The sequence below is a fragment of the Aeromonas sp. Prich7-2 genome (assembly GCF_017939255.1).
GTDB lineage: Bacteria > Pseudomonadota > Gammaproteobacteria > Enterobacterales > Aeromonadaceae > Aeromonas > Aeromonas caviae.
Genome location: NZ_JAGKRI010000021.1, coordinates 1 through 24236 on the forward strand (window position 1 = coordinate 1; position 24236 = coordinate 24236).

The following is a 24236-nucleotide window of genomic DNA, read 5'->3' on the forward strand; positions in this document are numbered from 1 at the left end:
GCCGAGCCAGCATGTCGCCAGATGCCTCAACAACATCGTTCAGATCGTTTGCAATAGACATAAAAAAATCCGGAACCAGTGATTGGTTCCGGATTGTCCTACAGCAGAAGGATCGGTCAATGGATCCTTAACTGATCAGCATTGCGGGTTCATCCCGGGCTTTTTTTGTGCGCTTTTCATCCACCGACCTAGAGACGGCGCAGGCACCACATGAAGTAAGCGCCCCCTAACAGGGTGGATACAAGACCGACGGGCACCTCCTGGGGAAAGAGGATCTGCTGGCCGATCCAGTCCGCCGACACCATCAGCAAAGCGCCACAGCCTGCGGCGCCGAGCAGGTGCCAGCGCGCCCTCACCAGCCCCATCAATCTGGCTAGGTGCGGCGCCAGCAGACCGGCAAAGGAGAGCGGGCCTATCACCATGGTGGCACTGGCGGTGAGCACGGCCACCAGCAGCAGGATGGTGAGCTGGGCACGGCCGAGATGGATCCCCAGAGCCGTCGCTACCGCCGGCCCCATGGGCATGAGGTCGAGCCAGCGGCTCGCCAGCAGGCAGGCTGCCAGCATCAGCAGCGCCAACACCACCAGGGCAAGGGCCACCGGCTGGGTGACGTAATAGGTGGAGCCGGACATCCAGGAGAGCAGTTGCTGCACCCGCAGGTCGCCGTTGGCCAGGGCGATGGCCTGCAACGGCTCGAACAGCGCCGTGATGGCGATGCCAGACAGCAGTATCCGCTCCGGCTGGAAGCCGTTGCGCCGGTTGATAAGCACCAGCAGCAACAGGCAGGCGAAGGCGCCCACCAGCCCCCCTAGCAGCATCATGGGCAGCGGCAAGGCGGGCAGCAACAGGGCCGCCGCAATCACCCCCATGAAGGTGCCACCGCTCACCCCCAGCAGCTCGGGGCTCGCCATGGGGTTGTTGCTGACTCGCTGCAACAGGGTGCCAGCCAGCGCCAACAACACGCCTGCGGCACCCGCAGCCAGCGTGCGCGGCAAGCGCCACTCCAGTTGGGCCTGCCACCGCAGCCAGCTCGGCCAACCCCAGCCGCCCATCCCCTGCCCAAACAACAGGGAGGCGATCACCGCCGCAGCCAGCCCCAACACCATCAGGCCAACAAGGCGAGTCGGCGCCGGATGGCGGGCCAACTGCAGGGAGGAGTTCGCCTTAGGCGCACTCTGCTTGATACCAAGACGCGGGATCAGCCAGAGCAGCAGCGGCGCCCCCAACAGGGCCGTCATGGCGCCGGTCGGGATCAGCACAGGCCAGAACCGGCTCAGGGTCTGCAGCAGCAGATCGGTGGCCGCCAGCAACAGGGCGCCGAGGATGGGTGCCCACAGCAGCCGCTGGGCCAGTTTTCTGACCCCCAGCAGCCGCACCATGGCGGGCGCCGCCAGCCCGATAAAACCGATCAGCCCCACCACGCTCACCACGCAGGCGGTGACAAACACCGCGAGGCCGAGGCCGGCGAATCTCAGGTGCTTGAGAGAGACCCCCAGGCTGCGAGCGCTGGCATCGTCCAGCTCCAGCACTGCCAGCGGGCGCACCAGCACCACCGCCAGCATCGCGGCCAGCAGCAACCGTGGCAGCAGATAGCCGACGCCGCTCCAGCTGTTCTGGGCCAGAGATCCGCTCCCCCACACCAGCAACCCTTTGAGCTCCTCCTGGAAGAACAGCAGCAATCCCATGCTGATGGCGGCCAGATAGAGGTTGATCACCAGCCCAGCAAAGACGATGACCACGGGATTGAGCTGACGGCGCCAAGCCAGGGCGAAGACCAGCCCCATGGCCAGGCTTCCCCCGGCCATGGCGATCCACTCCCGCCCGATCAGCAGCCAGGAGGGGGCGAGCAGGGTCACCATCATCAGCGCCAGCTGGGCGCCGGAGGCCACCCCCAGGGTGGTGGGCGAGGCCAGGGGATTGCGCAGCACCTGCTGCATCAGGGTACCGGCGAGCCCGAGGGCGGCACCGGCCAGCAGGCAGATGGCAAGGCGCGGCAGCCAGCTGAAATGGACCACCGCCTGGCGGGCATCGTCCAGCTCGGGGGAGAACAGGGCCTGCCACCAGAGCGCCCCCGGCAGTTGACGCGCCAGCTCGGCGCAAGCCAGCCCCAGTGTCAGCACCAACAGGCAGAGACCCGGGCGCAGCAGGGGCGAAGAAAGAGAAGAGCTCATTGATTTGATCCCCCGGTTGCTCTGTGGACAGCCTGCTCCCGCAAGGCACCGTCCAGCAGGGTGGCGAAGCGGCGGGCCGCCAATATGCCACCAAAACTCCATGTCGCAGGCAGATGGATCACCGGATTGTTCTGTACCAGCGGGAGATGCTGCCACAATCCAGGCTCCTGAAGTTTTTCACCAACTCCTACGGGCACGGGGTCCACCACCACCAGCCTGGCCTCCGGCATCCCGAGAAACTGCTCCAGGCTCGCGACCGAGAATCCCCAGGCATTGGTCTCTCCCTGCCAGGCGTTGCGAAGGCCGAGGCGCTGCATCACTGCCTCGAACAGGCTGCCACGGCCAAACACCCGCACATGGCGCTCATCGATGAATTGCACCACCAGCAAGGGGGGCAGATCGTCAGGCTGCGCCGCCTGCATCTGTGCCAGATCCTGCTCCAGCGCGGCGAGCTGGCGTTCGGCCTCCGCGGTCTTGCCCACCAGGGCGGCTATGGTCAGGGTCGCTTCCCGCAGTCGCTGCCACAGATCGGTGCCCGGTTCATACAGGGCGATGGAGTGCACCGGCGCGATGCGGGAGAGGGTCGGCGCCAGGGGGGCCGCCAGCGGCGAGATGAGAACAAGATCCGGTTTGAGCTCCGCCAGCAGTTCCCGGTTGGGTTGGGCACGCAGCCCGATATCGATCACCCCGGCAGGAAGCTGGGGTTCACCGACCCAGGCGCGATAGGGGGCCACATCCCCCACCGCCATCGGTGTCACTCCGAGCGCCAGCAGGGTTTCGGCTATGGTCCAGTCCACTGTGGCGATGCGGGGCGTGGCGCTGGTGGCGGTGACAAGTTGCCCGGCCTCCCCTGCCAGGGGCAGCAGCAGACTGAGCAGACAGGGCGCCATCTTCAATAAACGGTTCAAGAGCGGCCCCCGGTCAGACGATGGCGATGGCGTGGTCATGGGCCGGATGGCGAATGACCTCCATGGGGATGCCATAGATGGCGTTCAGGGTCTCCCCTGTCATGATCTGTTCGGGCTCGCCGTGGGTCAGCAGACGGCCGGAGTGCAGCGCCACCAGCCGATCGCAGAAGCGGGAGGCCATGTTGATGTCGTGAATGACGATGATGACCCCGAGGTTGAGCTGGCGGCTGAGCTGCTTGACGAGCGTGAGCACCTCCACCTGATGGGCCACGTCCAGGGCGGCCAGCGGCTCGTCCAGCAGGATGAAACGGCTCTCCTGAGCCAGCAGCATGGCGAGCCAGACTCGCCCCCGCTCACCGCCGGAGAGGGTATCCACCAGCCGATCGGCAAAGCGTTCGGTGTGGGTCAGGGCGATGGCACGCTCCACCTGACGGTGATCTTCCGCTCCCATCCGGCCCAGCAGTCCGCGCCAGGGGTAGCGCCCCATCTCCACCAGTTCGCGGCCGAGCAGGTTTTCGGCACTCGGCAGGTGCTGGGGCAGATAGGCCACCTGACGGGCAAACTCCCGGTTGCCCCAGGCAGACAACGGCTGGTCATCGAACAGGATCTCCCCGCCGCTGTGAGGTTGCTGGCGCGCCAGCAGCTTGATCAGGGTCGATTTGCCCGACCCGTTGTGGCCGATGAGGCCATAGACCCGACCTTGCTCGAAGCGAAGGCTGGTGGGGTGCAGCAGCGTGCGGTCATTGACCGCGAAGCTGGCGGATTTCATCTCGAACATAAGCAATTCCTGTGCTGGCTTGCTGCCAGTCTCATCGGTGCCAGCATCAGGCCGGCACCTTGCCATCCAGATGGGCGACCGCATCCCGGCTCACCTGCTCGCGCTGCTCGCCGGTAAGTTCGGTGAGGCGGCCCTGGCGCATCTCCAGCAGGCGATCGGCCAGAGAGAAGTAGTGATCGTCGTGGCTGATGGCGATCACCGTCTTGCCCATCTCTTTCAGGCGCGGCAACAGCACCTGATAGAAGATGCGGCGGAACTGGGGATCCTGATCCGCGGCCCACTCGTCGAACAGCATCACCTCCCGCTGCTCTGCCAGGGCCAGCAGCAGGGCGACCCGCTTGCGCTGGCCCTGGGAGAGGTCGATATCGGCGATGAAGCCATCCTCGATGGCAAGCTTGCTGCCCATCTGCAACCGCTCAAGCCACTCGGCGACCAGCGCCTCTTTCGGCTCGGGCCCCAGCAAATGCTGGAACAGGTGGTAGTCGGTGAAGATGGCGGAGAAGAGCCCCAGATAGCCGTTGCGATCGGTGACCGGCTCCCCATCCAGCAGGATCCGGCCAGAGACCGGTTGATAGAGCCCGGTCAGCAGCATGGCCAGGGTCGACTTGCCGGAGCCATTGCCACCGATGAGGAATATCTGCTCCCCCCGCTCGATCACCAGATTGATGGGGCCCACGGAGAAACCGCCCTCCCCCTGGTAGTGAAAGCTCACCTGCTCCAGCTCGATGCGCTGCCAGGGGCGAGGCGCAGGCGGCAACGGGAACGCCTCGTCCGGCTCAGCCAGATTGAGGGCAGCTATCTTGTCGAACGCCACCTGGGCGGCGATCAGGGTCGGCAAGGCTCCGATGCCTTGTAGCAAGGGAGTGCGCAGGAACAGCAGGGTTAGGGCGAAGGTGGCGGCCACATTGGTGTTGGCCCAGCCCAGCCCGTTGGCCAGAAAGAAGACCAGGCCGATGGCACCCAGCATCATGATGTTCGACCAGTTCACCGCGCTCAGGTGGTAGGTATCGGCGCGGATGATCTGCTCCCGGTAGTCCCGGGCATTCTGCTCATAGAGCTGGTGGTAGACGAAGTGGGCACGCTCGCGGTTGAGCGCCAGCTCCTTGCACCCGGCGATGATGGACTGGTAGTTCTGGTAGAGCCTGTCTTCGGCCTGGCGCATGTGCGCCAGGTGGCGATAGACCCGGTTCACCAGCAGCCAGCCCACCACCATGGTCACGGTGACCCAGAGGGCGGTAACACCGAGCAAGGCGGGAGAGAGCAGGCCAAGGTAGATGATGGAGCCCAGGGTGAGCACCAGACCCTGTACCAGTTCCGGCAGGCGCACGAAGGCGATGGTGATCTGACCGATGTCGCTGGAAAGGGAGGCCAGGAGCGGCCCCTGCCCTATTTGACGCAGACGGGCGACGTCGGTATCCAGCAGTTGCTTGAGCAGGCGGCCACGCAACCGGTAGACGAAATGGTGACCCAGGGTGGTCAGGGCCAGCTGGGATCCGAGCGTGATCACCAGCAGCAGCAAGACCAGGCCGACAAGCTGACCCAGGATCGGCAGCGGATCCCCGACTGATTCGATAAGTGATTGATTGATGAAGGCAATGACGCCTATCCCGCTGACAGCACTCAGCAGGCTGAGCAGGGTAATGGCGATGAAGGGCCAACGGTATTGGCGATAAACCAGTGACAAGAGTTCCATGACAGGCCTGTAGATGAATGGAAGGAGGGCGGGAGCCTTCGCCCCCGCCCGGCCTGTCGCTTACCAGCGGTAGTTGACGGTGCCGACTATGCTGCGCGGCTCGCCGTAGTAGCAGTAGTAGTCGCAGCTCGCCACATAGGTGTCGTTCAGCAGGTTGTTGACGTTGATCTGGGCACGCCAGTTCTTGGCAAAGTCATACCCGATCATCGCATCCCATACGGTGTGTGCCGGTACCTGGGCAGAACCATAGATGGGGGTGTAGTCCGCATTCACCGCGCCGATGCCGATGCTGGAACCCACATAGCGCACGCCGGAACCCAGCTCAAGACCGGATACCGGGCCCTGCTGCACCTTGTAGTTGCCCCAGAAGGAGGCCTGGTGGCGCGGGATCAGGCTCGCACGACGATCGCCGTTGCCGGTGTCGTTGGTCTTGGCATCGGTATAGGTATAGGCAGCGGTCAGGCGCAACGCCTCGGTGGCCTGCACGCTCCCTTCCAGCTCGACCCCCTGGGAGGTCACTTCACCGGCCTGGGTCTGCTGGCCGGAGCCGGTAGAGACCAGGGAGTTGGTCTGCTCCAGATCGAACAGCGCCAGGTTGATGTAGCCATCGAGGAAGCTGGGTGCGTACTTGACCCCGGTCTCGTAGAGCTTGCCTTCCAGCGGCTTGTAGGAGTTGCCGGTGTTGGGGTCTATCCCCGGCAGCACTTCGAAGGATTCCGCATAGGCGAAGTAAGGGGAGAGACCGTTGTCGGCCAGGTACATCAGGCTGCCGGAGAGAGAGAGGTTGTCGTCGTACTGTTTCTCGTTCTTGCTCTTGGCTTCGCTGATGTTGTGGGTTTCCACGTAGTCGAAACGACCGCCCGCGGTCAGCAGCCAGCGATCATCCCAGCGGATCTGGTGCTGGGCATAGAGGCCGCTCTGGCCCTTGGTGCTCTTCTGGTGGGTCGCGGTGGATTCATCAAAACCGGGGAAACCACTGTAATCCGGGTTCATGGTGTTGATGGCGCCCATGCCATAGTTGTCGGCTTCCTGACCTTCATTCACATGGCGCTGCAGATCCACCCCCAGCAGAAGGGTCTGCTCCGTGCTGTCGGTGTTCCAGTAGCCCACCATCTGGTTGTCCATGGTGGCGCTCTTGGTATCCCCATCCCGGTAGACCAGGCCGCGGTAGGCGGTGGTGCCTTCATAGGTCGGGAAGATATAGGTCTGGCGCAGCAGCAGATCGTTGTAATTGAAGCGAACGTTCTGCTTGAACTCCCAGGTCTGGTTGAGCTGGTGGGCCAGCTCGTACCCGGCGGAGATCTGGGTATTGCGATTGCGATCGTAATCCGGCTGGCTCAGGTTGGTGGAGGGATCGATCTGGCCTCCGGAGGTATTCAGGGTGCCGTAAACCGGGAAGAAGCCGTTGGTCGGCACCCCTTCATCGTGCTTGAAGCTGGAAAGCAGCGTCAGCGTGGTGCGATCCGAAATATCCAGGGTCACGCTCGGCGCCAGATAGGCGCGCTCGTTGTAGGTGCCATCCAGCACGCCGTCCCGCTCGTTGTAGAGGGCCACCAGACGATAACGGCTGTTGTCGGTAAGGGTGTCGGAGACATCCACCCCGACCTGGCGCAGATCCCGGTTGCCCAGTTGCAGGTTCACCAGTCCCTGCGGGGTCGCGGTCGGACGCTTGCTGATGGCGTTGATGACGCCTCCGGGAGGGGCTTCGCCATACAGAATGGAGGCCGGGCCTTTGAGCACTTCCACGCTCTCAAGGCCGAAGGGCTCCGGGGTCCAGACATAGTAACCGGTGCTGAAAAGACGGTTGCCATCCAGGTAAGAAGCCGCATCGAAGCCGCGCACCTTGAACCAGTCAGCATCCGTGTCCGAACCATAGGACTGGGACAGGACGCCGGAGCGATAGCGCAGGGACTCGTCTAGCTTGAGTACGGCGTGCTGGTCCAGCTCTTCGCGATTGACCACGGAAACGGCACGGGGGGTCTCTGCCATGGGGACCTCGACCTTCATGGCGGTCCCGGTCACGACCATGGTTTCGCCCGCCTTGGGCAACTCTTTATCCGCCTGTTCCGCCGCCAACACGGGCAGGGACGCCAGCAGACAGGAGAGCGGCAGCAGCTGTGCGCCTCTCTTTCGCATCACGGCATTCGGGGTATTTTTTTGCGCAATCATATAAGTGTCTCAAATATCAATAAGTTATGTTTGATTTCTTATTATGGGTGCCCAATTGGACCGGTCAGCCCGGCGCCTCAGGCGAATAAAGCAGCGCCATGCTACTACAGGTGCCGTGATCGAATCGATTCAATAATTGCTAATCATTTGCATCTGCATTGTTAATTGATGTTTTGAAGTGTCATTTGACAACGAAATGTGCGATGAGGTCGCAACAGGCGGAAAGAAGGCGCCACGACGGCCACGAGACCGGTTTTGGCTGCAAAAAAGTGGACAGGATCCTTATCCCCAAGCTTTATCCATATTTATCCACATGCTTTGGCGGTAAGATCCCCCCTCTTCACTTTTTCGATGACATCAGGATCCATTCCATGGCCAAACTCAACCTCGTCGTCGGCTCCATGCTGGGGGCCTCCGAATATGTCGCAGATCATGTGGTCGGCCTCCTTGAACAGGCGGGCCACCAGGCGGAGATCCACAACCCCGCCAGCCTGGCCAGGATCCTGACCGAGCCAGAAGCCATCGTGCTGGTGGTCACTTCCACCCATGGAGCGGGGGACGTACCCGACAATCTGCAGCCCTTTGCCCGGGAGCTTGCCGAACAGCAGCCGGATCTCGCCGCCTTCAAGTACGGAGTGATCGCCCTGGGGGATCGCAGCTATGACACCTTCTGCCAGGGCGGCAAGACGCTGGATCGGCTGCTGGCCGGGTGCGGTGCCAGCCGACTGGGGGATCTCCTGGAAATAGACGTGACCCAGCACGAGATCCCCGAAGATGCCGCAGAAACCTGGATCCACGACTGGATGACCTTGATCGGCTGATCAGGGCCAGGGAGATCCGGTCACGACCCCCGATCTCCCTGGTTATCCCCAGATCCCTATCCACCAGGTTATTAACAGGTGGATCCGGATAAGTTTTTCCCGAGAACTCCCCACATGAGCTCGGATAATTGTGTATAACTTAGGTGCTAAGCTCTGCAAAACCTATAGTTATTCATGTATTAGATCTTTCCGACCATGTATCTGTGTATAAAAACCCATGTTATCCCCCCGTTCGCCCCCTCTGGATCCAAGCTTTTCCACAAGCAGCGATCGACCTTAACCGAATGATCTTTATGATCAAAAATGCCTTATCAACAGAAGTCGCGGATCCTAATAAAAGATCCAATAAAAGATCGATCTAAAGATCCTTAAGATCTATTTAACCGATCCCTGATCCATACTGATCCTGAAGTAGACGTTCCCCTCCGGATGCTAAACAGATAGAATGATCCGCCCTTCAGACCAGGCAAACAAAGATCTTCAGGCGTGCAGATCAAGGTGATCCCCAATGCAATACCATGAACAATTTGATGTGATCGTCGTCGGTGGCGGTCATGCAGGAACCGAAGCAGCAACAGCGGCAGCCCGTATGGGTCTCAATACCCTGTTGCTCACCCACAACATAGATACGCTGGGGCATATGTCCTGCAATCCGGCGATCGGCGGGATCGGCAAGGGACACCTGGTCAAGGAAGTCGACGCCCTTGGCGGGATCATGGCGCAGGCCATCGATCTCGGCGGGATCCAGTTCCGCACGCTCAACTCTTCCAAGGGCCCTGCGGTGCGGGCTACTCGTGCCCAGGCGGATCGCCTGTTGTACAAGGCTGTGGTGCGTCAGACCCTGGAGAACTACCCGAACCTGAAGATCTTCCAGCAGGCCTGTGACGATCTGGTCATGGACGGGGATCGCGTCGCCGGGGTCGTTACCCAGAGCGGGATCCGCATCAGCGGCAAGACGGTCGTACTGACCGTTGGCACTTTCCTCAATGGTCTGATCCACATCGGCATGGAGAACTACAAAGGAGGTCGCGCCGGGGATCCTCCCTCAATTGCCCTCGCCCAGCGCCTGCGTGAAATGCCGCTGCGCATCGATCGCCTCAAAACGGGCACGCCACCACGCATCGATGCACGCACCGTCGATTTTTCTGTGATGCAGCAGCAACATGGTGACGATCCTCGCCCGGTCTTCTCCTTCATTGGCAACGCCAGCCAGCATCCGCGCCAGATGCCTTGCTACGTGACCCATACCAATGAGCAGACCCACGAGGTGATCCGCAACAACCTGGATCGCAGCCCCATGTACGCCGGGGTGATCGAGGGGATAGGCCCGCGCTACTGTCCGTCGATCGAGGACAAGATCACCCGCTTTGCCGACAAGACGGCGCACCAGATCTTTGTGGAACCGGAAGGCCTGACCACCCACGAGCTCTACCCGAACGGGATCTCCACCAGCCTGCCGTTCGACGTGCAGGTGCAGATCGTCCGCTCGATCCGTGGCTTCGAGAATGCCCATATCACTCGCCCTGGCTACGCCATCGAGTACGATTTCTTCGATCCGCGGGATCTCAAGGCCAACATGGAGAGCAAGTGCATCGAGAACCTCTTCTTCGCCGGCCAGATCAACGGCACCACCGGCTATGAAGAGGCCGCTGCCCAGGGCCTGATGGCCGGTCTGAACGCGGGCTTGCGCGCCCAGGGCAAGGAAGCCTGGCACCCACGCCGGGATCAGGCCTACATGGGCGTGATGATGGACGATCTCTCCACACTGGGGACCCGCGAACCCTATCGCATGTTCACCAGCCGTGCCGAATATCGCCTGCTGCTGCGGGAAGACAATGCGGATCTGCGCCTGACCGCCATCGGCCGCGAGCTGGGTCTGGTGGATGATCATCGCTGGAGCCTGTTCAATGCCAAGGTGGAACAGGTGGAGCAGGAACGTCAGCGCATGCGCTCGACCTGGATCCACCCGCAGCATCCGTCTCTGGAGGCCGTCAACGCCCTGGTCAACACTCCCCTGACCCGGGAGCAGAGCCTGGAAGAGCTGCTGCGTCGCCCCGAGGTGACCTACGATGCCCTGATGGCCATCGAGGGTGTGGGGCCTGCATTGACCGATGCGGCTGCCGCGGATCAGGTGGAGATCCAGATCAAGTACGCCGGTTATATCGAGCGTCAGCACGACGAGGTGGAGAAACAGTTGCGCAACGAAAACACCCTGCTGCCGCTGGACATGAACTACCGCGACGTGAACGGTCTCTCCAACGAGGTGATCGCCAAGCTCAACGATGCCAAGCCGCAGACCATAGGTCAGGCGTCCCGCATCTCCGGCATCACCCCTGCCGCCATCTCCATCTTGCTGGTGCACCTGAAGAAACACGGCCTGCTGCGTAAAACCGCCTGAGGAATTCCCCGTTGGACAACATGCTGCAAAGATTGAACGGCCTGCTCATGCAGGCCGGAATTGTTATCACCGAAACCCAGAAGACCCAGTTGGTGCAGTTGGTCGAGTTGCTGCACAAGTGGAACAAGGCTTACAATCTCACCTCGGTGCGAGATCCGGACGCCATGTTGGTCAAGCATATCCTCGACAGCCTGGTGGTGAGTCCTCACCTGCACGGTGAACGCTTCATCGATGTGGGAACGGGTCCGGGTCTGCCCGGACTGCCGCTGGCCATCATCAATCCGGACAAACAGTTCGTGCTGCTCGACAGCCTGGGCAAGCGGATCAACTTCATCCGCCAGGTGATCCTGGAGCTGGGGTTGACCAATGTGACCCCCGTCAAATCCCGGGTGGAGGAGTATCAACCCGAGACCGGATTTGATGGTGTACTGAGCCGGGCTTTCGCCTCCCTGGAGGACATGCTGAGCTGGTGTCATCATCTGCCGTCACCCGAGGGCAGCTTCCTGGCGCTCAAGGGACAATACCCCGAGCAGGAGCTGGCACAGTTGCCTGACAGCATTCGTCTGGTTGCCACCCACAAGCTGGTGGTGCCGGAACTGGAAGGCGAACGCCATCTGCTGGAGTTTAAAGCCATCCAGCCCGAATAGGGCCGCCGCATTCATTTAGGGGACAGTGTGGGAAAAGTCATTGCCATAGCCAACCAGAAGGGTGGAGTGGGTAAAACCACCACCTGTGTGAATCTGGCCGCCTCCATGGCCGCTACCCGGCGCAAGGTGCTGGTGATCGATCTGGATCCGCAGGGCAATGCCACCATGGGCAGTGGCGTCGACAAGTACGATGTCGAGCGCACCGCCTATGAACTGCTGATCGAAGATGCCCCCATCGGCGAGGTGATCATCCCCGAAACCTCGGGAGGCTATCACCTGATCGCCGCCAATGCCGACGTGACCGCGGCAGAAATCCGCCTGATGGAGTTTTTTGCCCGCGAGATCCGCCTGCGCAACGCCCTGGCCTCGGTCAGGGACAAGTACGACTACGTCTTCATCGACTGCCCGCCTTCTCTCAACATGCTGACGGTGAACGCCATGGCCGCCGCCGACTCCGTGCTGGTGCCCATGCAGTGCGAATACTATGCGCTGGAAGGGCTGACCGCCCTGGTGGACACCATCAGCAAGCTGGCAGCCGTGGTCAATCCGGAGCTGAAGATCGAAGGGGTGCTGCGCACCATGTTCGATCATCGCAACCGGCTGGCCAATGATGTGTCCGATCAGCTGAAACAGCATTTCGGGGACAAGGTCTATCGCACCATCATTCCCCGCAACGTAAGACTGGCGGAGGCGCCGAGCTTTGGCGCGCCAGCCATGCACTATGATAAATCATCGGTGGGGGCCAAGGCCTATCTGGCCCTGGCTGGCGAGATCCTGCGCCGCCAGGAACAGGAGTCCCAGCCGCTCACCGCAGATCGAGAGAGCATATGACGCCGAAGAAACGTGGGCTGGGCAAGGGGCTGGACGCCCTGCTCAGCACCAGCACGGCCGCCCGCCAGAAACAGGTGATGAGCGACCAGCGCACCGAACAGGCCATGGCCCCGACCAATCAGGGCGAGCTGCGCAAGCTGCCGGTGGAGTGGTTGCAGTCCGGCAAATACCAACCGCGCAAGGACATGTCCCAGGATGCGCTGGAGGAGCTGGCCAACTCCATCCGTGCACAAGGGGTGATCCAGCCCATCGTGGTTCGCTCCATCGGTGAAAACCGTTTCGAAATCATTGCCGGTGAACGCCGCTGGCGCGCCTCCCAGCTGGCGCGTCTCGAAGTGGTGCCCTGCATCGTCAAGGATGTGCCCGACGAGGCAGCCGTCGCCATCGCGCTGATTGAGAATATTCAGCGGGAAGACCTCAATGCCATCGAAGAGGCGGTCGCTTTACAAAGACTGCTGACCGAATTCGAACTCACCCACCAGCAGGTGGCCGAGGCGGTGGGCAAGTCCCGCACCACGGTGACTAACCTGCTGCGTCTCAATCAGCTCAACGACGACGTGAAGCGTTTCGTCGAGCATGGCGACCTCGACATGGGCCATGCCCGTGCCCTGCTGGCCCTGAGCGGCCAGGCCCAGTCCGAACTGGCCAAGCTGGTTGCCCAGAAAGGGCTGACTGTGCGCGATACCGAGAAGCTGGTGCAAAAAGCGCTCGAACCGGCAAGGGTGAGGGTCGAACAGGTCCAAGATCCGCAGTTCGGCTACCTGGAGCGCCAACTGGCAGAAAAAATTGGCAATCAGGTGCAACTTCAGCCTGGCAAGCGGGATAGCGGGAAGTTAGTAATAAGTTACGAGAATTTGTCAGATTTGGACCGTATATTGGGCTATTTTGGCGTGTCAGAATCGTGATTTTTACGCTTTTTGTAGTAATAAAACATCCATTACTTTTGATATGTACAGAACCTGAATTTAGCGCCGAAGGCCGCAAAAATTAAGGATTTTTGTCATATTGCAATAGCCGCCTTCAAGGGTATAATTTGACCGGCTTTAAGAGCTGTTGAATCGTTGATATCAATGTTCGATTTTTACAGTTCTGTAATGTTCAGGGGGAGTATGGTGTATCGAAGAGAAGCCTGGAAAGGATTGACTCTTGCCTTGGCTATCTTGGGTTGCCAGCTGCTTCTGATCCTGGCTGTGAGCTCAGCATGGGTTTACCTGAAAGGAGTTCCGGCCGGATATTCTTCCCTCTATGGGGGAGGGATATATCTGATTCCACAACTGCTGTTCAGTCTTTTTGCTCTGAATAGACAACTTGGCCCCGGGAGTGCGGGTTGGGTGTTGTGGGATTTTTATGTTGGCGCAGGGATTAAGCTGGTAAGTACAGTCGCACTTTTTGTGGTTGTTCTCACGAACGTGGAGTTGGAGCATCTTCCGCTCTATGTCACTTATGCACTTTCCTTGTGTTTCCAATGGGTCATTACGATCGTTCTCAATAACCGCTACTAGGAAAACTCATGGCTGCAACCGGAGAAGCCCTGACTACTCAGGGATACATCTCCCACCACCTGCACCATCTGCAAGTGGGTTCGGGGTTCTGGGCGGTAAATATCGACTCCATGATATTTTCCGTTGTCCTCGGCGCTCTGTTTATCTGGATATTCCGTAAAGTTGCCGCTACGGCGACCAGCGGTGTGCCAGGCAAACTGCAGTGTTTTGTAGAAATGGTTGTCGAGTTTGTGGATGACACCGTCAAGGGTATCTTCCACGGTAAGGACCGGCTGATTGCTCCGCTGGCTCTGACCGTGTTCATCTGGGTTTTCCTGATGAACCTGATGGATCTTATCCCGGTTGACTACCTGCCCTACACAGCACAAGTGCTGGGCATCCCCTACTTGCGAGTAGTTCCTTCCGCCGATGTTAACATCACCATGTCCATGGCCTTGGGTGTCTTCGCCTTGATCATTATTTACAGTATCAAGATGAAAGGTGTCTCGGGTTTTGCGAAAGAGTTGACTCTCAATCCTTTCAATCACTGGGCACTGATACCTGTTAACCTCGCGCTGGAGTTGGTTACCCTGCTCTCCAAGCCCATCTCTTTGGGTTTGCGACTGTTTGGTAACATGTATGCCGGTGAACTGGTGTTTATCCTGATCGCTGGTCTGCTACCGTGGTGGTCCCAATGGCTGCTTAGCGTGCCTTGGGCGCTGTTCCACGTTCTGGTAATTACTCTGCAAGCCTTTATCTTCATGGTGTTGACCATCGTCTATTTGTCGATGGCCAGTGAAGACCATTAATCCTGTTACGTTTACTCGCTCTAGTTTGGAGAATATAAAGATGGAAATGATTTACTTCGCCGCTGCAATCATGCTGGGTATGGCCGCTGTTGGTGCCGCTATCGGTATCTCTCTGCTGGGTGGCAAGTTCCTGGAAGGTGCTGCTCGCCAGCCTGACCTGATGCCTATCCTGCGTACCAACTTCTTCATCGTAATGGGTCTGGTTGATGCTATTCCGATGATCGTGGTTGGTATGGCTCTGTACCTGATCTTCGGTGTTGCAGCCTGATAAGTGATGCGGTTGTTGTCACTTTCTTTTTAAATTTCACATAGAGAGGTCTTGGTTGTGAGTATCAACGCCACCCTCCTTGGCCAGACAATTGCTTTCATTATTTTTGTCTGGTGCTGCATGAAGTTTGTATGGCCGCCGCTGATGGCAGCCATCGAAGCTCGTCAGAAAACTATTGCTGACGGTCTCTCTTCTGCCGAACGTGCCAAGAAAGATCTGGATTTGGCCAAGGCCAACGCCACCGATCAGCTGAAAGAAGCCAAGCAGCAGGCTGCGCAAATCATTGAACAGGCCAACAAACGCAAGGCCCAGATCATTGATGAGGCCGCTGTCGGAGCCCAAGCTGAGCGGGAAAAAATCCTGGCTCAGGGCCGTGCAGAGATCGAAGCTGAACGTCATCGTGCCAAAGAAGAACTGCGCAAGCAGGTTGCTGCTCTTGCCATCGCGGGTGCAGAGAAGATCCTGGCACGCCAAATCGACCAGGCTGCCAACAGCGACATCGTCGACAAACTGGTAGCAGAACTGTAACGGGAACGGGGCTATGTCTGAACTGACTACAATCGCTCGCCCCTACGCCAAGGCTGCTTTCGAGTTTGCCGTTGAGCACAAGGCGGTTGACCAATGGCTGGAGATGCTCGATTTCGCCGCTCAGGTGGCAGAAAACGAGACCATGCACAGCCTGGTAAACGGCTCCGTTGCTGCCGAAGAACTGGCAAAGTTGTTTGTCGGTGTCTGCGGTGAGCAGCTCAACGAGCACGGTCAGAACCTGATCCGGGTGATGGCCGAGAATGGTCGCTTGGGTGTGCTGCCGGCGGTCGTTGCCGAATTCGTCGCGCTCAAGGCTGAACTGGACAAAGAAGTTCAGGCTGACGTGATTTCGGCGATCGAACTGACCGACCAGCAGAAAGCCAATATTCAGGCTTCTCTGGAACAACGTCTCGCGCGCAAAGTGAAGCTGAATTGCAGCACAGATGCGTCCTTGATGGCCGGGGTGCTCATCAAGGCCGGTGATCTCGTTATCGACGGCACGGTCCGCGGTAAGCTGGATCGCATGGCCGATGCGCTGCAATCTTGATTGGGGTATTAGAGCATGCAACTGAATTCCACTGAAATCGCCGAGCTGATCAAGCAGCGCATTGCGCAGTTTGATGTCAAAAGCGAAGCGCGTAACGAAGGTACCATCGTTTCTGTAAGCGACGGTATCATTCGTATCCACGGTCTGGCCGATGCCATGCAGGGTGAGATGATCGAGCTGCCGGGCAACCGCTTCGCTCTGGCATTGAACCTGGAGCGTGACTCCGTTGGTGCCGTAGTAATGGGTCCCTATGCCGATCTGGCCGAAGGGATGAAGGTAAAGGGTACCGGCCGCATTCTGGAAGTGCCGGTCGGTCGTGGTCTGTTGGGCCGGGTGGTCAACACCCTGGGTCAGCCGATCGACGGTAAGGGTCCGGTAGACAACGACGGCTTCTCGCCGATCGAAGTGATCGCCCCGGGCGTTATCGAGCGTAAGTCTGTTGACCAGCCAGTCCAGACCGGTCTGAAAGCCATCGATGCCATGATCCCTATCGGTCGTGGCCAGCGTGAGCTGATCATCGGTGACCGCCAGGTTGGTAAGACCGCCATCGCCATCGACACCATCATCAACCAGAAAGATTCCGGCATTAAGTGCGTCTACGTTGCGATCGGCCAGAAGGCCTCCACCATCGCCAACGTGGTGCGCAAGCTGGAAGAGCACGGTGCCCTGGCCAACACCATCGTGGTCGTGGCTTCTGCCTCCGAAGCGGCTGCTCTGCAGTACCTGGCTCCCTACGCCGGTTGCTCCATGGGCGAGTACTTCCGTGACCGCGGCGAAGACGCACTGATCATCTATGATGACCTGTCCAAGCAGGCCGTTGCCTATCGCCAGATCTCCCTGCTGCTGCGCCGTCCGCCTGGACGTGAAGCTTACCCGGGTGACGTCTTCTATCTGCACTCCCGTCTGCTGGAGCGTGCTGCTCGCGTCAACGCCGAGTACGTAGAGAAGTTCACCAACGGTGCCGTGAAAGGCCAGACCGGTTCCCTGACCGCCCTGCCGATCATCGAAACCCAGGCCGGTGACGTCTCCGCGTTCGTTCCGACCAACGTGATCTCCATCACCGATGGCCAGATCTTCCTGACCTCCCAGCTGTTCAACTCCGGTATTCGTCCGGCGGTTGACCCGGGTATCTCCGTATCCCGTGTGGGCGGTGCTGCTCAGACCAAGATCGTCAAGAAGCTGTCCGGTGGTATCCGTACCGCGCTGGCCCAGTACCGCGAACTGGCGGCATTTGCCCAGTTCTCTTCCGACCTGGACGATGCCACTCGCAAGCAGCTGGATCACGGTCAGAAAGTCACCGAGCTGATGAAGCAGAAGCAGTACTCTCCGATGAGCGTGGCCCAGCAATCCCTGGTGCTGTTCGCCGCCGAGAAGGGTTATCTCGCCGATGTCGAACTGAGCAAGATCGTCGACTTCGAAGCCGCTCTGCTCTCTTACGCCAATACCCAGCATGCCGAGCTGATGGCTGAAATCAATGCCAAGGCCGACTACAACGACGCGATCGTTGGCAAGCTGACTGCGTTGCTGGATGACTTCAAGGCAACCCAGACCTGGTAAGCGTGTGTGGCAGCGCAAGCTGCCACCTGATGGAGAGAAGAGATGGCCGGCGCAAAAGAGATACGTAACAAGATCGGGAGTGTGAAGAACACTCAGAAGATCACCAGCGCTATGGAAATGGTGGCAGCGAGCAAGATGCGCCGTGCGCAGGAACGCATGTCTGCCAGCCGTCCGTACGCTGAAACCATGCGCAAGGTGATCGGCCATATCGCTCAGGGGAACTTGGAATACAAGCACCCCTACCTCATCGAACGTGAGGTGAAGCGAGTGGGTTACATCGTCGTCTCCACCGACCGTGGCCTGTGTGGTGGTCTGAACATCAACCTGTTCAAGGCTGCCCTCAATGATATGAAGCAATGGAGCGCGAAAGGTGCCAAGGTTGACCTGGCATTGATCGGTAACAAGGCCTCCAACTTCTTTGAACGGCACGGCGCCAAGGTGAAAGCCCACGTCTCCGGACTGGGTGACAACCCGAGCGTCAATGACCTGATCGGTTCAGTGAAGGTCATGCTGAAGGCTTACGACAACGGTGAGATTGACAGGCTGTATCTGGTGTACAACAAGTTCGTCAACACCATGGTTCAGCAACCAAAAGTCGATCAACTGCTGCCTTTGCCCGTAACAGAAGACAGCAAGCTCGCCAAGAAGCACCACTGGGACTACCTCTATGAGCCGGATCCCAAGCAACTGCTGGATACCCTGCTGATTCGCTACGTCGAATCCCAGGTCTACCAGGGTGTGGTAGAAAACTTGGCAAGTGAACAGGCAGCCCGAATGGTTGCCATGCAAGCCGCGACTGACAACGCCGGCAACCTGATTAACGATCTGCAACTGGTATACAACAAGGCCCGTCAGGCCAGTATTACCCAGGAGCTCACAGAGATCGTTTCCGGTGCTGCTGCGGTGTAAGGCAAGGGTTATCAAAGGTTTAGAGGATTTGACATGAGTAACGGTTTCATCGTCCAAATCATCGGCGCTGTGGTGGACATCGAGTTCCCGCAGAATGCCGTGCCCCAGGTGTACGATGCACTGAAGGTTGTCAGCGAAGGCCAAGGCCAGGGTCTGGTACTGGAAGTTCAGCAACAGATCGGCGGCGGCGTCGTGCGTTGCATCACCATGGGTTCCTCCGACGGTCTGCGTCGTGGGTTGGAAGTAGTTAACAGCGGCAAGGCCATCCAGGTACCGGTCGGTACCTCGACCCTGGGCCGTATCATGAACGTACTGGGCGACCCCATCGACGAGAAGGGTCCGATCGGCGAAGAAGAGCGTTGGTCCATCCACCGCGAAGCCCCCAGCTACGAAGATCAGTCCAACAGCACCGAGCTGCTGGAGACCGGCATCAAGGTTATCGACCTGGTATGTCCGTTCGCCAAGGGTGGTAAGGTTGGTCTGTTCGGCGGCGCCGGTGTAGGCAAGACCGTCAACATGATGGAGCTGATCCGTAACATCGCGATCGAGCACAGCGGTTACTCCGTGTTCGCCGGTGTAGGTGAGCGTACCCGTGAGGGTAACGACTTCTACCACGAGATGATGGAGTCCAACGTACTGGACAAAGTATCTCTGGTTTACGGTCAGATGAACGAGCCGCCCGGAAACCGTCTGCGCGTGGCGCTGACCGGCCTGACCATGGCCGAGAAGTTCCGTGACGAAGGTCGTGACGTGCTGTTCTTCGTGGACAACATCTACCGTTACACCCTGGCCGGTACCGAAGTATCCGCACTGCTGGGCCGTATGCCCTCCGCAGTAGGTTACCAGCCGACCCTGGCCGAGGAGATGGGTGTTCTGCAAGAGCGCATCACCTCCACCAAGACTGGTTCCATCACCTCCGTACAGGCCGTTTACGTGCCTGCGGATGACTTGACCGACCCGTCTCCGGCGACCACCTTCGCCCACCTGGATGCGACCGTCGTACTGTCCCGTCAGATCGCGGCACTGGGTATCTACCCGGCCGTTGACCCGCTGGACTCCACCTCCCGTCAGCTGGATCCGCTGGTGGTTGGCAAGGAGCACTACGAGACCGCTCGTGGCGTTCAGACCGTACTGCAGCGCTACAAGGAGCTGAAGGACATCATCGCCATCCTGGGTATGGATGAACTGTCAGAAGAAGACAAACTGACCGTAGCCCGTGCCCGTAAGATCGAGCGTTTCCTGTCCCAGCCGTTCTTCGTGGCCGAAGTATTTACCGGTTCTCCGGGCAAATACGTGCCGCTGAAGGAAACCATCCGTGGCTTCCAGGGCATCCTGAAGGGCGAGTATGACGATCTGCCGGAGCAGGCGTTCTACATGGTTGGCGGCATCGACGAAGTCGTCGAGAAGTCCAAGAAACTGTAAGCCTCGATAGGAGGGCCCATGGCTGAGATGATCTCCTTTCACCTGGATGTGGTGAGCGCCGAAGGAAAACTGTTTTCCGGTCGCGTGCAATCTGCCCAGGTATCAGGCTCCGAAGGTGAGCTGGGTCTCCGCCACGGTCATGCTCCGTTGCTGACTGCCATCAAGCCGGGCCTGGTCCGCTTGATCAAGCAAAATGGTAGCGAAGAGGTGCTGTACATCTCCGGCGGCATGCTGGAAGTACAACCCGAAGCCGTGACCGTGCTGGCCGATACCGCCATTCGCGCAGACGATCTGGATGAGGCGAAAGCCCAGGAAGCCAAGCGTCGTGCCGAAGAGCGGATCAACAGCTCCCATGGTGATATCGACTATGCTCAGGCATCTGCCGAGCTGGCCAAAGCGATGGCCCAGCTGCGGGTTATCGATATCGTCAAAAAGAATTACCGCTAATCACGGTGATGCAAAAAGCGACCTTCGGGTCGCTTTTTTTTTGCCCGTTGGATAGACTCCGCCCAGCATTTCCACCTGTTTCAAAGGCTAGCTATGTCTCTCAATGTCGTGATCCTGGCTGCGGGTAAAGGTACTCGTATGCGTTCTGTTCTCCCCAAGGTGCTGCACCCCGTGGCCAACAAGCCCATGGTCTCCCATGTGATCGATACCGCTCGCCAGATTGGTGCCGAACAGTTGCACCTGGTCTATGGCCACGGTGCCGAGCTGCTCAAGGAGCGGATCCAGGCATCCGACCTGAACTGGGTGCTGCAGGCCCAGCAACTGGGGACCGGCCATGCCGTGGCCCAGGCCATTCCGTTCTGGCATGACGAAGACGACGTGCTGGTGCTCTACGGCGATACCCCGCTGATCCAGCCCGAGACCCTGCAACGGTTGCTGGCGGCCAAGGCCGACGATGGCATGGCGCTGCTGACCGTGGTACTGGACAACCCGACCGGCTATGGCCGCATCGTGCGGGAACACGGCCAGGTGGTCGGCATTGTCGAGCAGAAGGATGCCAACGCCGAGCAACTCGCCATCCGTGAAGTGAACACCGGCGTGCTGGTGGCCAACGGCGGCCAGCTGCGCAGCTGGCTCTCCCGCCTGGACAACAAGAATGCCCAGGGCGAGTTCTACCTGACCGACGTCATTGCCATGGCCCACGGTGACAACTGCCCCATCGCTGCAGTCCATCCGGACAGCGCCATGGAAGTGGAAGGGGCCAACAACCGGGTGCAGCTGGCGGCGCTCGAGCGCAGCTACCAGCAGATGCAGGCCGAGAAGCTGATGATCGCTGGCGCCACCCTGATCGATCCGGCCCGTTTCGATCTGCGGGGTTCCCTGGAAATCGGGGAGGAGGTGGTGATCGACGTCAACGTCATCATCGAAGGCAAGGTGGTGCTGGGCAATCACGTGCGCATCGGTGCCGGCAGCGTATTGAAGGATTGCGTGATCGGCGACCACTCCGAGGTGAAACCTTACTCCGTCATCGAAGGTGCGCAAATTGCCGACCAGTGCTCGGTCGGGCCCTTTACCCGCCTGCGCCCGGGTGCCGTGCTGGAGCAGGATGCCCATGTCGGCAACTTCGTCGAGATGAAGAAGGCCCGGCTGGGGGTTGGCTCGAAGTGCGGTCATCTGACCTATCTGGGGGATGCGGAGATCGGTGCCAAGGTGAACATCGGTGCTGGCACCATCACCTGCAATTACGACGGGGTGAACAAGTTCCAGACCATCATCGAGGACGATGTCTTCGTCGGCTCCGATACCCAGCTGGTGGCGCCGGTGAGGATCGGCAAGGGGGCGACTCTGGGGGCCGGCTCCACCATCACCAAGGATGTGGCGGAAAACGAGCTGGTGATCACCCGGGTGCCCCAGCGCCACATTCCGAACTGGCCCCGTCCGGTCAAGAAGAAGTGATGCCCGATCAATGAAATGCAAACCGGCGCCCGAGGGCGCCGGTTTTTTTGCTTATGGCTGATGGCTGGTGTTACTGGTCGATGGCTGGGGGGCCGCCCATGCGGTGGCGGAGGGACTGCTCTCCATCACCTGATACCAGTCGAGCTTGCGAGTCAGCCCCATGACAAGCGCCAGGGTGGCGAACAGCAGCAGGGCACCGAGCAACAGGGCTGTCTCCTCGGCCTGCAGCAGCCCGAACAGAATGGCGTAGACCAGCCCCAGCAGGGCGGCGAATCCCATGCCCTGTTTCGGGCCGCCCAGCACATGGCTCAGGTAGAAGCCATTGAGGGCCACACTGGCCAGGGCGGCAATGAGATAGGCCCAGGTAAAGCCGAGATGCTCGGTCAGCGCCAGCAGCACCAGATAGAAGATGGCCAGCCCCATGCCCACCAGCGCGTACTGGATGGGGTGTACCCGCAGCCCCTTGAGCAGCTCGAACATGAAGAAGCTGATGAAGGTGAGGCCGATGAACAGCAGGGCATATTTGGCGGCCCGCTCGTTCAGCTGATAGTGATCCACCGGTTGCACCAGGCTGACGCTGAATGACGGCAGTTTGGTGCCCGCTCCCTTCATCATGCGGTTGAAGCGGCTCTCCATGTCGGTGGCGAACCAGCTGGTCTGCCAGCTTGCCTCGAACCCTTGATCCGCAAGGGTGCGTTCACCGGGCAGAAAGTCGCCGAGAAAATTGGGATGGGGCCAGTTGCCGCTCAGGTGAAACCGGCTGTCCTGTCCGAGCGGCACCACTTCCAGCGCGTTCATGCCCTGCAGATCCAGCTCGATGCGAAAGCGGCCATCTTCGTCTGGCAAGGCGTCGAGCGGGGCATGGATCCCCACTCGCCCGTCTCCCAGCTGGGCGCCAGGTGCAAACGGGATGCGTTGCTCCCCCCATTGCAGTTCGGGTACGCGGCTGATGCCCCGGGCATCGGAGAGGATCAGGCTGAGATAGGGTTTGCCCGGCGCCAGGGCGGGATCCGCCGGGTCGAAGCTCAGGTTCGGGTTGCCGGCCACCAGCCCCTTGTCAGCCAGGCTAGTGGGCATCAGGCCGGAGAGGGAGAGGCGACTGTGATAAATCTGGGCCTGATAGATACCGAGCTTGCGCGGGGTCACCTCCATGCTGGCCCGCACGTCCAGCCTCTTGGGCAGCAGGTAGCGATAGACCTGCTCCTTGCGCACGAAATGTTTGCCATCCTGCTCGACGGTGACTGTCCGGGTATAGGGCTGTACCAGTACGGGCCCCATCAGGCGCTGGGGCCCGCTGTGGCTGGCCATGATGCTGTGAATGGCCTGACTGCGATAGGCCTGGCGCTCCCGATTCAGCTCCATGATGGCGTGAACCGGGATCATCATCAGCAGGCAGAGCAACAGCAGCAGGGCGATCTTGTGGGTGAAAATCTGTTTGACCATGACACGTCTCCTTGTTGTTGAACGGGAGTGTGCCGGGGTCGCGTGAAGGGAGGATGGGGCAGTGTGAAGTAGTGGTGAAGGGGGATAAAAAAACCGGCGCAAGGCGCCGGTGTTGCTGGCATCAGAGTGTCTTCAACCGGGCCGGCAGGGCGGCGAACACCTCCTCCCTGGCCCTGAGGGAAGCGAACTGCTTGCCCGGCTTCTGGATAACGGTGTGGACGAAGATGAGCGTCTTGTCCTGTTTGCTGGCCCAGCCGACGAACCAGCCGATCTGCTGCTCCCTGTCCAGGCTGCCATCCAGCAGCTTGGGGTAACCCATGCCGGTCTTGCCGTGGATCTGCCAACCGTCGATGTCGGGCTGACGCATCAGGTTGGCGGTATGGCGCAGGGTCTTGGCGGAGACCGGCAGCTTGCCGCTCACCATCTTGCCAAGGAAGCGGGCTTGCTCCTGGGGGCTGATGGCGAGGCTGGCGCTGAGCCAGGCCTGGGTCAGACCGTCGTGCTTGCCCTGGTTGCCTTCGAGATCCCGGTTGCCGTAGTCGAAGCTGTCCACGTAGTGCTGGAAGCGAGCCTCTCCCAGCCACTCGGTGAGGCGCTGCGAGTACCAGATGACCGAGAATTGCATCCAGCTGCTCGGGGTGGTGGTCTGTTTCCACTCCGGCAGGAAATCAGGATCACCGGCCTTGAACGGCAGGGCCGGCAGTTGTTCATCCACCAGGAAGCCGCTGTCATAGCCCATCAGTGCCAGCGGGATCTTGAAGGTGGAGGCCGGGGTCAACTGGGCGGCACAGTCCCCCTGGGTGCTGACGGGTTTGCCGGTGCCATCGGCAAACAGCATGCAGCCAGAAGCGGCGCTGGCAGGCAGTGCACAGAAGAGGCCGGCGGCAAGCAGACCGGACAACAGCATACGGGGCATATCTATCTCCTTGATTAATATGAATGCGCATCGACGGG

At 59.9% G+C, this 24236-nt stretch carries 22 protein-coding genes; 15 read left to right on the forward strand and 7 right to left on the reverse strand.

The genetic code is table 11. The annotated features are described in order from the left end of the window. Positions 1-188: 188 nt before the first annotated feature. The 5 genes from fhuB to J9892_RS05120 are packed head-to-tail and all read right to left on the reverse strand — an operon-like array spanning position 189 to position 7719. Positions 189-2171: a Fe(3+)-hydroxamate ABC transporter permease FhuB gene (fhuB, locus tag J9892_RS05100; RefSeq protein WP_103243991.1), complete on the reverse strand. Its 1983-nt coding sequence runs from the start codon at positions 2169-2171 to the stop codon at positions 189-191. After that, entirely contained in the window at positions 2168-3061 is an 894-nt protein-coding gene (locus J9892_RS05105) for an ABC transporter substrate-binding protein (protein WP_210538040.1), read from the reverse strand. Before J9892_RS05105 ends, fhuB begins: the two co-directional genes overlap by 4 nt. Before the next feature lie 31 nt (positions 3062-3092). Further along, positions 3093-3857 carry an ATP-binding cassette domain-containing protein gene (locus tag J9892_RS05110; RefSeq protein WP_010672275.1) on the reverse strand — a complete coding sequence of 255 codons (765 nt, stop codon included), beginning with the start codon at positions 3855-3857 and terminating at the stop codon, positions 3093-3095. A 46-nt stretch (positions 3858-3903) separates the two neighbouring features. After that, positions 3904-5550 carry a multidrug ABC transporter permease/ATP-binding protein gene (locus tag J9892_RS05115; RefSeq protein WP_201970160.1) on the reverse strand — a complete coding sequence of 549 codons (1647 nt, stop codon included), beginning with the start codon at positions 5548-5550 and terminating at the stop codon, positions 3904-3906. A 60-nt stretch (positions 5551-5610) separates the two neighbouring features. Next, complete coding sequence (locus tag J9892_RS05120; protein ID WP_139700778.1) at positions 5611-7719, reverse strand: TonB-dependent siderophore receptor; 2109 nt, start codon at positions 7717-7719, stop codon at positions 5611-5613. Between the two features lie 371 nt (positions 7720-8090). On the opposite strand from J9892_RS05120, the gene mioC reads away from it, so the two are divergent. The 15 genes from mioC to glmU all read left to right on the forward strand — a co-directional run bounded on the left by mioC (position 8091) and on the right by glmU (position 21839). Next, entirely contained in the window at positions 8091-8540 is a 450-nt protein-coding gene (gene mioC / locus J9892_RS05125; protein WP_210538032.1) for an FMN-binding protein MioC, read from the forward strand. Positions 8541-9048: 508 nt separating this feature from the next. Then, positions 9049-10938 carry a tRNA uridine-5-carboxymethylaminomethyl(34) synthesis enzyme MnmG gene (gene mnmG / locus J9892_RS05130; protein WP_161653644.1) on the forward strand — a complete coding sequence of 630 codons (1890 nt, stop codon included), beginning with the start codon at positions 9049-9051 and terminating at the stop codon, positions 10936-10938. 20 nt (positions 10939-10958) lie between these two features. Next, complete coding sequence (gene rsmG / locus J9892_RS05135) at positions 10959-11585, forward strand: 16S rRNA (guanine(527)-N(7))-methyltransferase RsmG (protein ID WP_010672270.1); 627 nt, start codon at positions 10959-10961, stop codon at positions 11583-11585. 27 nt (positions 11586-11612) lie between these two features. Next, positions 11613-12416: a ParA family protein gene (locus J9892_RS05140; protein WP_029313362.1), complete on the forward strand. Its 804-nt coding sequence runs from the start codon at positions 11613-11615 to the stop codon at positions 12414-12416. Beyond that, positions 12413-13321, forward strand: coding sequence for a ParB/RepB/Spo0J family partition protein (locus tag J9892_RS05145; RefSeq protein WP_210538033.1), 909 nt, complete (start codon positions 12413-12415; stop codon positions 13319-13321). Before J9892_RS05140 ends, J9892_RS05145 begins: the two co-directional genes overlap by 4 nt. Positions 13322-13486: 165 nt before the next feature. Beyond that, the gene (locus J9892_RS05150) at positions 13487-13918 is read left to right on the forward strand and encodes an ATP synthase subunit I (protein WP_223920157.1); all 432 of its coding nucleotides are present in this window, start codon (positions 13487-13489) and stop codon (positions 13916-13918) included. An 8-nt stretch (positions 13919-13926) separates the two neighbouring features. Continuing rightward, a complete protein-coding gene (gene atpB / locus J9892_RS05155; RefSeq protein ID WP_040098199.1) occupies positions 13927-14706 on the forward strand; it encodes a F0F1 ATP synthase subunit A in 780 nt (259 codons plus the stop codon). Between the two features lie 25 nt (positions 14707-14731). Continuing rightward, positions 14732-14974 carry a F0F1 ATP synthase subunit C gene (gene atpE, locus J9892_RS05160; protein ID WP_005319616.1) on the forward strand — a complete coding sequence of 81 codons (243 nt, stop codon included), beginning with the start codon at positions 14732-14734 and terminating at the stop codon, positions 14972-14974. 57 nt (positions 14975-15031) lie between these two features. Beyond that, a complete protein-coding gene (atpF, locus tag J9892_RS05165; RefSeq protein WP_210538034.1) occupies positions 15032-15502 on the forward strand; it encodes a F0F1 ATP synthase subunit B in 471 nt (156 codons plus the stop codon). Positions 15503-15515: 13 nt separating this feature from the next. Beyond that, on the forward strand, positions 15516-16049 hold the full coding sequence (atpH, locus tag J9892_RS05170) for a F0F1 ATP synthase subunit delta (RefSeq protein ID WP_010672263.1): 534 nt from the start codon (positions 15516-15518) through the stop codon (positions 16047-16049). Positions 16050-16064: 15 nt separating this feature from the next. Continuing rightward, on the forward strand, positions 16065-17606 hold the full coding sequence (gene atpA, locus J9892_RS05175) for a F0F1 ATP synthase subunit alpha (RefSeq protein ID WP_010672262.1): 1542 nt from the start codon (positions 16065-16067) through the stop codon (positions 17604-17606). 42 nt (positions 17607-17648) lie between these two features. Further along, on the forward strand, positions 17649-18515 hold the full coding sequence (gene atpG / locus J9892_RS05180) for a F0F1 ATP synthase subunit gamma (RefSeq protein WP_010672261.1): 867 nt from the start codon (positions 17649-17651) through the stop codon (positions 18513-18515). Positions 18516-18548: 33 nt separating this feature from the next. After that, complete coding sequence (gene atpD / locus J9892_RS05185; RefSeq protein WP_010672260.1) at positions 18549-19937, forward strand: F0F1 ATP synthase subunit beta; 1389 nt, start codon at positions 18549-18551, stop codon at positions 19935-19937. Positions 19938-19955: 18 nt separating this feature from the next. Beyond that, the gene (locus J9892_RS05190) at positions 19956-20384 is read left to right on the forward strand and encodes a F0F1 ATP synthase subunit epsilon (RefSeq protein ID WP_010672259.1); all 429 of its coding nucleotides are present in this window, start codon (positions 19956-19958) and stop codon (positions 20382-20384) included. Positions 20385-20477: 93 nt separating this feature from the next. Then, positions 20478-21839 (forward strand): bifunctional UDP-N-acetylglucosamine diphosphorylase/glucosamine-1-phosphate N-acetyltransferase GlmU, encoded by a 1362-nt coding sequence (gene glmU / locus J9892_RS05195; RefSeq protein ID WP_210538035.1) that lies wholly within the window; start codon positions 20478-20480, stop codon positions 21837-21839. 51 nt (positions 21840-21890) lie between these two features. Here glmU and creD read toward each other — a convergent pair whose 3' ends face one another. After that, entirely contained in the window at positions 21891-23282 is a 1392-nt protein-coding gene (gene creD, locus J9892_RS05200; RefSeq protein WP_210538036.1) for a cell envelope integrity protein CreD, read from the reverse strand. 121 nt (positions 23283-23403) lie between these two features. Continuing rightward, positions 23404-24198, reverse strand: a complete 795-nt coding sequence (locus J9892_RS05205; protein WP_052815145.1) for a class D beta-lactamase OXA-1159 — start codon at positions 24196-24198, stop codon at positions 23404-23406. Between the last annotated feature and the right edge of the window lie 38 nt (positions 24199-24236).